The 15061-nt window shown below is 64.9% G+C and carries 4 protein-coding genes and 1 pseudogene; 4 read left to right on the top strand and 1 reads right to left on the bottom strand.

The genetic code is table 11. The features are described from left to right. Nucleotides 1-57 precede the first annotated feature (57 nt). Entirely contained in the window at nucleotides 58-2064 is a 2007-nt protein-coding gene (locus ACQUQD_RS09035; RefSeq protein ID WP_428951513.1) for a DUF4832 domain-containing protein, read from the top strand. Between the two features lie 226 nt (nucleotides 2065-2290). On the opposite strand, the pseudogene ACQUQD_RS09030 reads toward ACQUQD_RS09035, so the two are convergent. Further along, nucleotides 2291-2482: pseudogene (locus ACQUQD_RS09030) on the bottom strand (CorA family divalent cation transporter); the annotation flags it as partial. A gap of 1032 nt (nucleotides 2483-3514) precedes the next feature. Between ACQUQD_RS09030 and ACQUQD_RS09025 the strand changes: the two are divergent. The 3 genes from ACQUQD_RS09025 (at nucleotide 3515) to ACQUQD_RS09015 (ending at nucleotide 14501) form a co-directional block, all read left to right on the top strand. Next, complete coding sequence (locus tag ACQUQD_RS09025; RefSeq protein WP_428951512.1) at nucleotides 3515-7141, top strand: LamG domain-containing protein; 3627 nt, start codon at nucleotides 3515-3517, stop codon at nucleotides 7139-7141. A 119-nt stretch (nucleotides 7142-7260) separates the two neighbouring features. Then, nucleotides 7261-14148 (top strand): polymorphic toxin-type HINT domain-containing protein, encoded by a 6888-nt coding sequence (locus tag ACQUQD_RS09020; protein WP_428951511.1) that lies wholly within the window; start codon nucleotides 7261-7263, stop codon nucleotides 14146-14148. Next, nucleotides 14145-14501, top strand: coding sequence for a hypothetical protein (locus ACQUQD_RS09015; protein ID WP_428951510.1), 357 nt, complete (start codon nucleotides 14145-14147; stop codon nucleotides 14499-14501). Before ACQUQD_RS09020 ends, ACQUQD_RS09015 begins: the two co-directional genes overlap by 4 nt. Nucleotides 14502-15061: the final 560 nt, after the last annotated feature.

Genomic DNA, 15061 nt, shown 5'->3' with positions numbered 1-15061 from the left:
CGATCGCCTCGAGGCTGCTGGACGACAACTCCTCATCACCTCACGGAGGTTGGATCCATGCGCACCTTCGCTCGACGACGCGGAAGAAGACTGCTGGCCGCGCTCTGCTCCGGGGCCGCGGCCTTCGCTCTCGCCGCGCTGCCGGTCACCGCCCAGGCCGACCCGGCGTCCCACGCCTCGACATCCTCGACGGCGTCGGCCGCGGGCGCCCCCGCCCGGCCCGCGCCCGGTCCCGACCCGGACCCCTCGCTCCCGGCGCACACCCTCACCGGCGCCGACGCGCCGCTGGACAATCCGCTCAAGGGATTCGCCCGCTTCTACCAGCCCGGAGGCGATCAGAACACGGGCTACCCGCACTCCCTGACCTGGAGCTACTTCGGTCTGTCCGAGGTCATGAACGACGCGGCGGACTGCGGCCACTTCGACTGGAGCGTCCTGGACAAGGCTCTCGACGAGACGGCCTCGTACGGCAACCAGGCCGCCATCCGCTTCTACATCGAGTATCCCGGCGGCACCGGCAGCCACCCGGCCAATGCGATCCCTCCGTGCTTCGCCGGGCACGTCGACAACCGCACCAACGCGTACTGGAACACCACCAGCCCCGACTACGACAGCCCCTACCTGCTGACCGCGCTCAAGAACTTCATCGCCGCATACGGCGAGCGCTACGACGGCGACGCGCGGATCGGGTTCATCCATATGGGACTTGTCGGTCTCTGGGGCGAGTGGCACACCTGGCCGTACGACACGGACACCTCGAGCGACTCGTACCCGGACTACATGCCCACCGACGCCCACGGCGCCGAGATCATCCAGGCCTACAACAGTGCCTTCACGCACACGAAGATCGAGGTCAGATACCCGGAGTCGGCCGGAGGCACCGCCGATACGCTGCCGGCGGTCGGATACCACGACGACTCGTTCTGCTACCGCGAAGGCAGCCCGCTCGCCGGAGTCACGCTGCCGGCATCGATGGGCGGAGCCTCGTACGCGCAACTGCAGAAGGCCGTCGAACGGGGCGTGGAGAACCGCTGGACCACGGCCTCCATGGGCGGTGAAGTGCGGCCCGAGATCCAGCCCACCGCCTTCGCTTCCTGGCCCGGCGGCTCGGGAGCGGTCGACAACATGAAGGCCTGCCTCGAACTCGAGCACACCACCTGGAAGATCAACGAAGGCAGCGCCGCCTACGCACCGACCGACCCCAACGTCGCCGCCGCGGTCCGGCTCATGGGCTACAACCTGGGTGTCGACCGCGCGTACTTCCACGACACCGCGCAGGGCAGCACCAAGGTCGGCGTACGGATCAGCAACACCGGCGTCGCCCCGTTCTATTACCCGTGGAAGGTCAGCCTCGGGCTCAAGGACTCCTCCGGCAACGTCGTCAGGAGCTGGGAGACGCCGTGGGACCTGCGCAAGGTCATGCCGCAGAAGATCCGGGCCTTCCCCGACTGGGGTGTGGGCTCCGACCCGACCTACCTCGACTACGGCTACGCCCAGTACTTCGACGCGAACGTCGACCTCTCCGGCGTCGCCTCCGGTGACTACCAGCTCGTCATGAAAGCCAAGAACCCCCTGGAGGACGTCAGTTCCAAGGCGAAGAAGCTGCGCTTCGCGAACACCGGACAGAACGCGGACGGCTGGCTCGGCCTCGGAGCCATGACCGTCGGCTCCGGCGGCACCTCCGATCCCGTCGGCTACGAGGCCGAAGCCACCGGCAACGCCCTCACCGGGACCGCCGTGGTCGCCGACTGCGCCGGCTGCTCGGGCGGCGCCAAGGTCGGCTACCTCGGCAACGGCGCCACCCTCACGTTCAAGGGCGTCGACGGAGGCAGCGGCGGCACCACGTCACTGACCCTCCACTACGCGACGGCCGTGTCCCGCTCGGCGACCGTCCAGGTCAACGGCGGCACACCGCGCACGGTCGCCTTCGCTCCCACCGCCGACTGGACGAAACCCGGTTCGACAACGGTGAGTGTCGATCTCAAGGCAGGTACGGGGAACACCGTCACGCTCGCCAATCCTTCGGGATGGGCTCCCGACATCGATCGGATCACCGTGACCTGAGCGGGTTGTCGAGGCCGGGAGACGCCACCCCGGCCTCGACACGTGGCGCCCGGCCTGCGGATTGTGAGCAGCGGCGGAGTCGACGGCTGCCCGCGCCAGGTCGTGGTCCCTTCGATGGTGAAGAGTGTCCGCTCCGCCTCCGTGCGGGCCGAGGGACACAGAGAGGCCGATCCGTGGGAGAGGCGAGGGCACAGCGCGAAGGAGGGCTGAGTGCGGTGTCAGGTCTCTAGAGCCAGTCCCGCCGCTTGAAGATCAGGTACAGGCTGACGCAGACGATCCCCATCAGGCCGATCGCGAAGGGGTATCCGAACCCCCAGCCGAGCTCCGGCATGTTCTCGAAGTTCATCCCGTAGATGGTCCCCACCAGCGTCGGCGCGAAGAGGATCGCCGCCCAGGACGAGATCTTCTTGAAGTTGTCTACCAGGCCGCCCTGACCTGCGGTTATGCGCTCTGGTCGGCTTCTGACCTGCGCGAACGCATCTTTCAGGGACTTTCGGCTTCACCTGGCGTTACGCGGTTCGATCTCCCCACGCGCTCCCCAGCGGCCGTCGTACTCCCCAGATTCTCCCCACAGGAGGTCACTTGGGAGGTGCCGGGCTACAGAGTGTCCGCGTCGCCTGATGCGGCGAGGTGATCACCATAAGTGGTTGTCGGGAGCGAGGCAGTAGGGCGGTATGCCAGTGGCGGCAGTCTGTCATGATCACCGGCCGCCTCATCGGTACCGGCCTGGCGGTCCCCGAGCCCACGGAACAGAAGGATGACACCGGTCCCCGGGCACTGGACTCTGATGGCGACTGACTGCTCTCCACGCAGAATGGCCCCGTGCAGCAGCCAACGACGACCAGCCGTGAACTGTCACGACGTCAGGACGAGCGAGTGATGGTCGCACTGCCCCCGCCCGCGCCACTTCCTAGCGCGTCTGTGAGATCTCCCGCGCGTCTCGGATCTTGAGAAATTCCTGCCGAGGGCAACACATCCCGTCGCGCGCCAGCCCAGGCGTGGACTCTCCGTGGTCCTTCCGTGTCTCGGCGAGGAAGGGTTGAGCAGGTGGCCCCTCACCGAACCCCCCGGTCGGCCGAAATGAATCCAGCAGTCAAGCCGCTTTCCGGCCGAACGGGCATGTCAATGGGTTGCTCGGGGGGCAGAAGCGCGGCCTTGAGTCGCGGCGGCAGGTCGTGGAGTTACGGGTCGACCTCGTCACGGTGAGTCTCGGTAGCGTAATAAGTTGTGGGGGTGACTAACCGGTCGTCTCCCGTCATTTAGGTTTTTCGTGTGCCGTCTTTCCCGTGTCAAGGCAACTTCTTTGCTTGACCTTTGAGGGTGATGGAGCATTAACTCTCGCCACCTGTAGCGGTTTTGTGACTCTGGGGTGGGGACTGTGGAGTTCGTGCGGGGGCGGAGCTATGGCCTCGGCCGTCGAAGATATTTGCCTGGTCGAGGCGCTCGCGGCGTGATCGGTGTGGCAGTGGCGGCGTTGTTGTCGACCGTGGTCGCGCAGGCCCCGGGTGCAGTTGCGGCGGAGGCCGATGCGGCGCCGTTGTCCGAGGGGCAGAAGGCGCTGGCCACAGCGAAGGAATCGGGCGAGCGGGTTGAGGTCCTGGGGCAGCGGTCCGAGCAGACAACGGTTTACGCGAATCCGGACGGCTACACCTTCACGTCGCAAGAGTCGTCGGTTCCGGTCCGGGTTTCCAAGGCCGGGGGTGGCTGGCAGAAGCCGGATCCCACGCTTGAGGTGCGTACGGACGGTTCTGTGGCCCCGAAGGCTTCGGCGCCGCAGATGGTGTTCTCCGGCGGTGGCGAGAAGGAGCCCTTGGCTCAGATCTCACGCCAGGGGCGTTCGATTGAGTTGAGCTGGCCGGGCTCGTTGCCGCAGCCGAAGCTGGATGGCGCGAGCGCTGTGTACGCGAACGTGCTGCCGGATGTGGACCTGAGGGTCACGGCGACTGCGGAGAGTTTCCAGCATGTTCTGGTGGTCAAGACGCCCGAGGCGGCTGCGAACGAGAAGCTGAAGAAACTCACCTTCGGACTGAAGACCACCGGGCTGCATCTGAAGGAGGGCGCGGCGGGGAACCTTGCCGCGATCGACTCGGACGGCAAGACGGTGTTCAAGGCGCCGCCTGCTCAGATGTGGAACTCGGCCGGTTCGGACCTGCCGATGCCCGCAGCCGTATCGGGCCGTGCCGCCCCGGATGAGACGGCACCTTCCGACCCGTCCGAGACCGCCCCGTCGGGTTCCGGTGCAGAGCCCGGACAAGGCGATCAAGTGGTGAAGATGGACGTGGAGGTCAGCAAGGACACGCTGTCCATCGTGCCGGACGCGAAGCTGCTCACCGAGTCTGATGAGGCAGCCTTCCCCCTGTTCATCGACCCCCCGGTGACCTGGGGTGAGTCCGAGCGGACGCTCCTGCGATCGGACGGCTACGAGGACTACGCCTGGGGCAACGGCGACGACGACCAAGGCAAGGGTGCCGGCAAATGCGGCAGCTGGAGCGGCTACTACTGCGGGCCTGGGTATGTCCAGAAGCTCTACTACGAGTTCTCGCCGGCCAGCCTCAAGGGCAAGCACGTCCTGGATGCAACGTTCCGTGTAACCGAACCCTGGGCCTTCCAGTGTGATCCGCGCTGGGTGGATCTGGTGCGCACCAACAACATCTCCTCGTCCACCACCTGGTCGTCACGACCCAAGGAACTCGACTGGATGGGCGACCGGTATGTCTCGGCGGGCCGGGGGGACCTGTGCAGCCCAGGCCTGCCCAATGCGGCGATTGAGTTCAACGACAATCCGGACGAGTCCAATGAGAACCTCACCTCCACTGTAAAGAACTTCGCGGCTGGCAAGTTCTCCCGGCTCACCCTGGAGATACGCGCGCACGACGAGTCGGACACCTCTGCCTGGAAGCGGTTCCGCAACGATGCGGTCCTCGAAGTCTCCTTCGTCGGAATCCCGGACAAGCCCACCGGGATCGGTCTGGTGGCCGGATCGACAACGGTGTGCTCGACCGCCGAGACGAACCCGACGATCACCTCCGCCCCGAACCCCACACTGACCGCCACCACACAGACCAAAGCGGGCGGCGAAGATGACGCGCAGCTGAGGATCTACTTCGACCTCGACCACAAGAACACCGACGGCTCCTGGTCGGACACCACTGCGGGCAATGGCGATCTACGGCCGTCGACCGGGTACGCAGGCGACGGGAAGAAACAGACAATCACCTGGTCGACGCTGACCGAAGGCAAGCTGTATCGCTACCGAGCGTGGACGCAGTCGTACTACAAGAGTGGCGCCAGCTATCTCGCCGGCCCCTCGAACGGTTCGACCACGGGGTTTTGCTACTTCAAGGTGGACCCGACCGCTCCGAAGGCGCCGAAGATCACTCTTGGCAGCCCGTACAAGGAGTGCCTGCCCAACGACTGCGCAGGCATGGGTGGTCCGGGACAGAAGGCCACCTTTGGCTTCGCGCCGGCAGCCGGGGACTCGGGCGTCGTCTCGTACGAGTACCGCTTGTCAGGGATGACGGCCTATGCGACGGTCAGTGGTGCAACGGCGAGTGTTTCGCTCACCCCGGATCGGGCTGGCAGCTTCACGCTGTGGGTTCGCGCCAAGGATGGTGTTGATTCGGGTCGCCCTGGGGCGTGGAACGCGGTGGACTTCCTGGTTGCCGATGGCGACGGGCCCGTCGCGCGCTACCACTTCAACGAAGGCAGCGGAAGCGCGATCGACTCAGCCGACGCCGGCGGACAGGACGACGCCGTGCTGGGTGGTGGTGCTACCCGCGACGATCGTGGCCGACGAGGCGTGATGACCCATGATGCTCAGGGACAGCCGCTGGCCGAACCCGTCACGGACAAGGGGCTGTCGCTGAACGGCACCAGCTCGTACGCCCAGTCCAGCAGGCCCGTCATCGAGACACGGTCCGCGTACACCGTGTCCGCGTGGGTCCGTCTGGATAAGACTGATCAGATCGGTACGGTCCTCGCGCAGCAGACGCAGGACGGACGACTCCCTTTCTCCTTCATCTACTCCGCGTCCGCAAAGACTTGGTTCTTCGGTGTGAACCGGACCGACGGCAGTGGCTTCTGGGGTATGAAAGCCGTGTATCCGGCGCAGGCCGGTGTGTGGACGCATCTGGCCGCCACCTACGACCCGGCGAAGAAGGAGCTGAACTTCTACGTCGACGGGCGCCGACAGGTCGGACCACTCGCCGTCGACGGATCGTGGCAATCCACAGGGTCGCTGCAGATCGGCCGAGCCCAGTCCGGCTCCACCAGCGTGCAGTACTTCCCGGGGGCGATCGACGAAGTCGCAATTTGGCAGAGGGTGCTGACAGCCCGAGAGATCGCCGACGAGGTGCGGACGCTGACTTCGGAGCAGTTCGCGGGTGTGGAGCTGATGGCGGACTGGAATGCCGATCGCGGCAGTGGGACGACCGTTGCGGACACCACATCCGGCTATGGGCACAACCTCACGCTGACAAATGGCGCCTCCTTGAACGATGGGGCCATCGTGCTCGACGGCGTCAACGACGAAGCCACTGCGGCCGGCCCGCTGGTGTCTGACCATGCGCCCTTCACGGTGACCACGAGAGTGGCGCTTGACGGCGCGCAGCTGTACGGGAAAGACGTCGGATACACGGGGCAAGTGCTGGGCCAACGAACCGCCGACGGATCGGCCTGGGGCCTCTGGTACGAGCTCACTGGCAAGGGCACCGAACTTGATGAGGAAACCCTCGAGGAGAAACCGGTCGCGCTCGGCGTGTGGCACTTCGGGCGCCTGAACGCGGATGGAACGTGGAGTTCCGTGGCGTCGGAAGAGGTGGCGGCTCTGGATACTCCGGTCCGGCTGACCGGCATCTACGACTCCACCACCGGCACCATCAGCCTGCACCTCGGCTACAACCAGAACGGCGACTCCGCCGCCTTCACGGTTCAACTCGGTACCGGGGACTTCGCCATCGGCAAGGGCTTCACCAACGGCACCTGGAAGCACTTCCTCCCCGCCCGCATCGAAGAAGTGCGCCTGTGGGCCGGCGCGATGGCCAGTCCGGCGCAGATCGACGCCCAGGTGGGCGACTGAACCGTTCGTCTCGGGCGGCGGCACGAAAGCCGCCGCCCGGCTGCGGCCGGACGGTTCGGCCGACAGGGCGACTTACTGACTCTTTGACTTCTTGTGAACTGGGTGGGGACGAAACTCCAATGGCATTTGGCATAGGCACCTCAAGACGGACTTCGGGTGGGGCGCGGCGATGGGGACGCCGTCTGGTCACCCCGGCAGTGGTGCTCGCGTTGCTCGCCCCGCTCGGCGAGGTCCAGGCCGCAGTCGCCAAGGAGACGCGGGCAGAACAGGCCGCCTCGGGCCGGCCGGACGTACCCAAGCCCCGTGTCAGCAAAGTCAAAGAGGTCAAGGGCCTGGGAGCGAAGAAGGCCCGCGACAAGGTAGCCGCAGGCAAGAAGGCGGGTGCCGCACAGGCCGCGCGAGCCCGCAAGGAACAGACGGCCACCTGGCCCGGACGAGACAGCGCAACCATCGCGCTCACCGCAGGCAAGCGGGCCACAGCAGATCTTGGCGGCGCACCTGTCTCCGTCGCGCCCCCAAAGGACCGTCGCACAGCCGCCACGGGCAGCGCCCACGTCACGGTCCTGGATCACAAGGCTGCAGCCAGGGCAGGCATCAGCGGCGTCGTACTGAGCGCGACTGCGGACACGGCCGGCACGGCGCAGATCAGCGTCGACTACAGCGGCTTCGCCTCCTCCTTGGGCGGCGACTGGGCCCAGCGGCTGCATCTGGTGCGGCTGCCCGCCTGTGCACTGACGACGCCGGAGAAGGCCGCCTGCCGCCAGCAGACCCCGCTGAAGACCGACAACGATCTCTCGGCGCAGTCGGTCTCTGCTCAGGTCTCGCTGGCCGAGAGGGAGAATGGCGGAACTGCGGCGCAACGGACGGCGAGCGCGGCGGCGCCGAGTGCCACCGTTTTGGCGGTGACCGCGGCGGCAGCCGGATCCGGCCCGTCGCCCAAGGGAACCGGAAACTACTCCGCAACCGACCTGGCTGCCTCGTCCTCCTGGGAGGCCGGCGGCAGTTCGGGATCGTTCACCTGGAACTACGGTTTCACCGTGCCCCCGGCAGCAGCCGGTCCCACGCCGCCGCTGTCCCTCTCCTACGACTCGGGCAGCGTCGACGGCCGCACCGCCACCACCAACAACCAGGGATCCGCGGTCGGCGAAGGCTTTAGCCTGACCGAGTCCTACATCGAGCGCACCTACGGCAGCTGCGACGATGACGACCACAAGGACATCTCTGACCACTGCTGGAAATACGACAACGCTCGTATCGTCCTCAACGGCAAGTCCAGCCGCCTGATCCTCAAGGACGCCAAAACAGACGAGTGGCGTCTGGAGGACGACGACGCCTCCACCGTCACTCGCTCCACCGGCGCAAGCAACGGCGACGACAACGGCGAATACTGGACCGTCATCACGGGGGATGGCACCAGATACATCTTCGGCCAGGACAAGCTCGATGGCGCCACCGACCAGCGCACCAACTCCACATGGACCGTCCCGGTATTCGGCGACGACTCCGGCGAGCCCGGATACGACAAGGGCAGCGACTTCGCCGGCCGAGCTCTGACCCAGGCATGGCGGTGGAACCTCGACTACGTCGAGGACACCAGCGGCAACGCCTCCACCTACTGGTACGCCAAGGAGTCGAACTACTACCCCAAGAACGAGGCGAGTACTGCCAACGCTTCGTACATCCGCGGTGGCTACCTCAAGGAGATCAAATACGGTCTGCGCAAGGGTGCTCTGTTCACCGACGACGCGGACGCCAAGGTGACCTTCGGGCACGCCGAGCGCTGCACGGTCGGCGAGTGCACGAGCCTCACCGAGTCAACGGCCAAGAACTGGCCTGACGTCCCCTTCGACGCGATCTGCAGCGATGGTGACGACGAATGCAACGCGGCCGGCCCGTCTTTCTTCTCCCGAAAGCGCCTCACCAGCGTCAACACGTTCTCCTGGAACGCGACGACCAAGGCGTACGATCCGGTGGACTCCTGGGCACTCACTCAGGACTACTACGACGCGGGCGACATCGGTGACACCACCGATCATGTCCTGGTCCTGGAATCGATCAAGCGGACGGCCAAAGCCGGTACCAAGGCGATCGACGTCAACCCGGTCAGCTTCACATACCAGCGCCGCCCGAACCGAGTCGACGGCACGGACGACATCCTCCCGCTGAAGCGCCACCGCATCGAGACCATCACCTCGGAGACCGGCTCGATCACGACGGTCACACTGTCGCAGCCGGAGTGCAAGCGCAGCGAGGTCCTTAGCGCAAGCCAGGACTCCAACACCCGCTCCTGCTATCCCCAGTTCTGGAACATCAACGGTGCCTCGGACGCGTCGGTGGACTGGTTCCAGAAGTATCGCGTGCTGGCCGTGGTCGTCGACGATCCCACCGGCCACGGAGAGTCGACCGAGCACGCCTACGACTACAGCGGCGCCGCCTGGCACTACAGCGATGACCCCTTCACGCCGAAGGACGAGCGGACCTGGTCCGAATGGCGCGGCTACCGCGATGTCACCTCCTACACCGGAGCATTGAGCACCACCCGCTCCAAGAGCGTCTCCCGCTACCTGCTGGGCATGCACGGGGACAAGAAAAAGGACGGCACCACCAAGACGGTCAGCGTCGATCCACTCCTGGACACCGACGTCGACTTCGCCGCCCTGACCGACAGCGACCAGTACGCGGGCCAGCTCCTCCAGAAGGTCACCTACAACGGCAGCCAGCCGGTCTCCACCTCCTACACCACTTACACGTACAAGAACACCGCCAGCCAGTCCGTACCGGACGCAGCCGACCACAACGCCCGCTGGGTACGCCCCAGCTCGACCTACGCCAGCACCTATCTCACGGCCTCCAAGACCTGGCGCACCCAGGTCGCCACCACCCGCTACGACGACCTGGGCATGGTCCGGGAGATCGACGACTACGGTCAGAAGGGCCTGGGCGGCGACGAAACCTGCACCCGCACCTGGTATGCCCGCAACACCGCTGCCGGCATCAACAGCCTCGCCTCGCGCACCCGTACCGTCGGCCAGGAGTGCTCGGTCGTCGACACGTCGCTCGACTTGCCCAGTGACAACAAGCGCCGTGGTGACGTCCTGTCCGACACCGCGACCGGCTACGACGGAGCCACCACCTGGTCGGAATCCATGAAGCCGACCAAGGGGCTGGTCACCTGGACCGGCCGCGCCAAGGGCTACGCCTCCGGTACGCCCGGCTGGCAGACCATCACCGCAAGTCTGACAACGGACTTCGACGCCCTTGGCCGGCCACTCAAGGTCACCAACGCGGACGGGCAGTCGACCACCACCGCGTACACCCCCACCGCGGCCGGACCGGTGACCAAGACGATCACCACCGACCCCAAGGGATTCAAGGAAACCAGTTTCCTCGACCCGCGCAGCGGCCAACCCCTGCGCACCTACGACGCGAACCTCAAGAAGACCGAACTCGTCTACGACGCCCTGGGCCGCCTCACCCAGGTGTGGCTGCCCAACCGGGACCGCGGAGGCGAAAGCGCCACCTTCGGCCCCAACACGAAGTTCGCCTACCACCTCAGCAACACCGATGCCCCCTGGGTGTCCACTGCCGTGCTGAAGAGGGACGGCACGAGCTACGCCACCAGCTACGCGGTCTACGACTCACTGCTGCGCCCGCTGCAGAGCCAGTCCGAGACGGCGACGGGCGGGCAATTGCTGACTGACACCCGCTACGACACTCGCGGCCTGGCGTACGAGACGTACGCGAACATCTTCGACACCACCAGCACACCCAACGGCAAATACACCCGCGCCAATTATGGAGAGGCCCCCAACCAGAGCGCTGTCGTCTTCGACGGGGCGGGCCGGGCCACCAAGAACACTCTGCTCGTCTTCGGAGTGGAGAAGTGGTCGACCACCACGAGCTACACCGGCGACTCCACCGCCAGCACCGCCCTCGACGGCGGCACCGCCACCCGCGCCATCACCGACATTCGCGGCCGCACATTGGAGAGCCGCGAATACGCCGGCAAGTCCCCGGACGACACTCAGTACGGGGATGGGCTCGGTGCCAGCTACGCGTCGACAAAGACCGCGTACAACCGGGACGGCCTGCCGAAGGAAATCACCGGCCCCGATAATGCCAAGTGGGGCTACACCTACGACCTCTTCGGCCGTCTGGTGGAAACAAAGGACCCGGATAAGGGCACCAGCACCACCGAGTACGACGTCATGGACCGGGCGATCAAGTCCAGCGACTCACAGGGCTTGCCAGCCACCTCCACCCGCTACGTCGGCGGCAAGACCGGCAAGACGTACACCGACACCGTCACCGCCTACGACACCCTGTCCCGCCCGGTTGCCACCACCCTCGACCTACCCGCCGACGACCCGTTCGTGAAGGCCGGAACCCCCCGCACCCTCGCGTTCAAGAGCGCATACAACCTCGACGGCACAGCCAAGACCGCCGAAGAACCCGCCCTGGGCGGCCTGCCCTCGGAGATCATCGATTACGGCTACAACAGCGTCGGTCAGGTCACCTCGGTAGGCGGATCCACCGGCTACCTCCTGGACACCACCTACTCGCCCCTCGGCCAGCCCGTAGAGCAGCTTCTGGGAACGGCCAACACCGCCGACCACAAGAAGGTCTCCATCAGGAACACCTTCGAAGACGGGACCGGGCGCCTCACCCGCAGCAACGTCAAGGCCGACAGCCAGCCCTACATCCTGCAGGACCTCAACTACGGCTTCGACGAAGCCGGAAACGTCACCTCCATCACCGACCCCACCACCCTCGGCGGCACCAGCAGCGCCGAAACCCAGTGCTTCGCCTACGACGGCCACCGCCGCCTCACCGAAGCCTGGACCCCCAGCACACAAAAGTGCTCCGACGCACTCAGCGCCGGTGGCCTGTCCGGGCCCGCCCCGTACTGGACCAGCTACACCTACAACCAAGCCGGCCAGCGGACCACCGAAACCACCCACAAGAGCGCGGGCGACGCCAAGACCACATACTGCTACACCAAGATCGACCAGCCGCACTTCCTGACCGGCACCACCACCAAGGGCGACTGCGCTGCCCAAGAACGCACCTACACTCCCGACAAGGCCGGCAACACGACAAAGCGGCCCGGTACTTCAGCCGCTCAAGACCTGGTCTGGTCCGAAGACGGCAAGCTCGCCAAGCTCACCGAAAACAGCAAGGCCACGGAATACCTCTACGACGCCTCAGGCGAGTTGCTGATCCGCAGCACCCAGGGCGGCGACCGGATCCTGTACACCGGAACCACCGAACTCCACCTACGCTCCGACGGCACCACCTGGGCCCAGCGCTACTACGTCGCCGGAGCCCAGGCCATCGCACTGCGCTCCAACGAATCCGGCACCAACAAACTCACCTACCTCGCTGGCGACCACCACGGCACCTCGAGCCTCGCCATCAGCGCCGACAGTGCCCAAACAGTCAGCAAGCGCTACATGACCGCCTTCGGCGCCGAACGCGGCAAACCCACCGGCACCGCATGGCCCGATGACAAGGGCTTCCTCGGCAAGACCACCGACGAAACCACCGGCCTCACTCACATCGACGCTCGCGAATACGACCCCGCCATCGGCCAGTTCATCAGCGTCGACCCCCTCCTCGACACCGCGCAGTCGCAATCCCTCAACGGATATAGCTACGCCAACAACACGCCCGTCACCGCCTCCGACCCCAGCGGCGAATGGTGCGACAGCTGCAACAACGGCAAGGGCTGGACCCGCCCCGACGGCGGAACAGAAGGTGACCCCGATGGCGGTTTGAATCCCGACGGCAGTGTCCGCGGTACACCCGGCTTCCCCAGCAGCCACCCCGCCCCCGCCGGCTACGGCAGCTCCCCTGGAGCCGGCAAGGTCATCAGCAATCTGGGACACGGCGCACCGGCACTACCCCCACCGGACGTCTACAAGGACTACCAGTCCAAGCTGCCCGGCGTCGGCCAGATGAAGAACAACGGCACCTACATGCCGGAGCTCAGCTACGAACTCAACGTAGAGCTGTACTTCAGGGAACGCTGCAGCCTCTCGTTCGTCGACGAATGCCAGGCCATCCGGGACTTCTACTCCACAGGGCAGGATTCCAACGGGCTGGACGTGCACTGGACGCATGTCAAGGACATCCCGCTCCAGAACACCTGCCCCATCTGCGACAACATCGGCTTCCAAGCACTACTGACCGCGCTCCCGGTCAGCAAATTCAAATACGCACCCAAGTGCTTCCTGGCTGGCACTGACATCCTCATGGCGGACGGAACCGCCAAAGACATCGAGGACATCGAAGTCGGCGACATGGTTCAGTCCGCCGACCCTGAAACCGGAGAGAAGGGTCCAAGAAAGGTAACCCAACTCATCCGGAGTGAAGGGGAGAAGCGGCTCAACACGCTCTCCATATCCACACCGGACGGGATCAAGAAACTCACAGCGACACGCGAACACCCCTTCTGGTCCCCATCCCAGGACGCATGGGTAGAGGCGGGCATCCTCACTCCAGGCATGACCCTGCTCACCGACGACGGCAGCACCGTCACCGTCCAGAGCAACAAGGCCTTCACCAAGCGAACGCACACCTACAACTTCACCGTAGCCGAGCTCCACACGTACTATGTACTCGCCGGTAAGACGCCTATCCTGGTTCACAATTCGTGCACGCCCATCGGAGTTCCGGCTGACGCATATTCACGGGTTTTGGCTCGACTCGATGGACTTAGGGTCGGGGATCGGCACGTGGTGGACGGGGTCGAGATATTCGGATCCCGGGCGGGGAGTAGATATCGAGGTCGAGGCCCTAATTCGGATTCTGATCTTGATATGCTTGTGTCGATCAACCCTGCAGTACTGCAGGGGCGCAATGGTCGGTGGGTTCGCGACACGCTAGGAAAAATACGAAAAGATTTCCAGGATGAAACGGAAATAGAACTTTCCCTGTATGCGCCTGACAGTATTCCGACTTTCAAGTCGTCGATTCCCGGAACGGATTTCACGAGGGTGCGATGAGCGATAATGTTCTCAGGCTCATGGTGGATGAGGCTGAAGTGTCTGTTTTCGCGACCCAGCGATTGCTGCAGCGGTCTCCACATCCCGGCGGGCATCGATACAAACTGATTCTGCAAGATCGAGCCCTGATCGAGCGCTGGTTTCGCGATGTGGAATCGCAGGAGTCGCCAGGATCGGACGTTCAGTGGCTGATTTTCTACGGTCTTGACAGGGTTGCTGGTGAGATTGATAGCGGGTCTGCGGGTAAGGTTGATTACTTGCTGAACTCCGTCGAATCATTCCATGTGGGAAATGGGGAAATTATCGTCAGTGGTGTGTGCTCAAGGGTTGCGGATCCCGCTTCTGACGGTTAGTGAAATTTTCCCAACCTCGTTATCCTGGTTGGGATTTGGGTACGCTGTCGGCGCGATGACCATGCTGGTAGATGGGTCACCGTGATCACCAGTGGCTGGCAGGGGCTTTGAGTCCGAAAAACGACTTTGAAGGAGCCTGGCTGGGCGCGAATCGTTGCTACAAGGCGTTTTGACTCTCGTTCCGATGGTGCGTCAGTTGTTTCACCCCTTTTTAGGGGGCTTTCGGGCTTCCTGGGTGCGCCCGCACGCGAGGAAAAGGGAGCCCTCTGGGGTGCGGCGGCTTTTGCCCTGCAATCGGGGATGCTCCGGGGAGTCTGATGGCCCGGCCGCGGTGTCCCATAGGTGATCTCCGGGTCGCTTCTGCTGCCGGGTGTGAATCACACCGAGTTCGGTGTGGGCAGTCGCTCGGCCGACCTCGGCGAACAGGGAGGCCGGGCGGGTGTGCTGCGCCGGTCGGACGACTCGGAGTGACATTCGATTCCCCCCGGATTCTCCCCAGTATCGAGAAGCAGTCAAAAGGCCAGGTCAGAGGCATAGTTCTGGCAGGGCGAGGAGATCAC

It is taken from the genome of Streptomyces sp. cg35 (assembly GCF_050410835.1).
Lineage (GTDB): Bacteria > Actinomycetota > Actinomycetes > Streptomycetales > Streptomycetaceae > Streptomyces.
Note: the sequence above shows the minus strand (reverse complement) of the source record. Positions and strands in the feature narration are given on the sequence as shown.

What these genes read in the sequence shown, in the direction of transcription:
- ACQUQD_RS09015 (WP_428951510.1), top strand. Translation starts at nt 14,145, where the DNA reads ATGAGCGATAATGTTCTCAGGCTCATGGTGGATGAGGCTGAAGTGTCT.
- ACQUQD_RS09020 (WP_428951511.1), top strand. Translation starts at nt 7,261, where the DNA reads ATGGCATTTGGCATAGGCACCTCAAGACGGACTTCGGGTGGGGCGCGG.
- ACQUQD_RS09035 (WP_428951513.1), top strand. Translation starts at nt 58, where the DNA reads ATGCGCACCTTCGCTCGACGACGCGGAAGAAGACTGCTGGCCGCGCTC.